We start from the raw sequence: 257 nt of genomic DNA, 5'->3' as shown, positions 1-257 counted from the left end.
GCTGCCTGCATTTTGATCAATGATGGAATTAAGAAGTCTTCAGGAAAAAGAAGAACTTTAACAGAGCCTCCCAGGTCTTGTAGATCCCGTCACAACCGCTTTTACTGCAGGATGTGCTGTAGGTATCAATGGAAATAGGCATATCCACTTCTTTCACGATGGCCCGAATCATTGGAACCACACGTGCGATTTCTTCTTCAGCCACCTTCCGCTCAGCTCACCTACTATTAGTAATAAATATATCCTCATTTTTTTAA

The 257-nt window shown here is 42.0% G+C and carries 1 protein-coding gene; it reads right to left on the bottom strand.

The features are described 5' to 3' along the window. Positions 1 to 28: 28 nt before the first annotated feature. A complete protein-coding gene (locus P6709_RS20635) occupies positions 29 to 205 on the bottom strand; it encodes a dihydropteroate synthase (RefSeq protein WP_442905381.1) in 177 nt (58 codons plus the stop codon). Positions 206 to 257: the final 52 nt, after the last annotated feature.

Source organism: Jeotgalibacillus sp. ET6 (assembly GCF_029667115.1).
Taxonomy (GTDB): Bacteria; Bacillota; Bacilli; order Bacillales; family Jeotgalibacillaceae; genus Jeotgalibacillus.
Note: the sequence above shows the minus strand (reverse complement) of the source record. Positions and strands in the feature narration are given on the sequence as shown.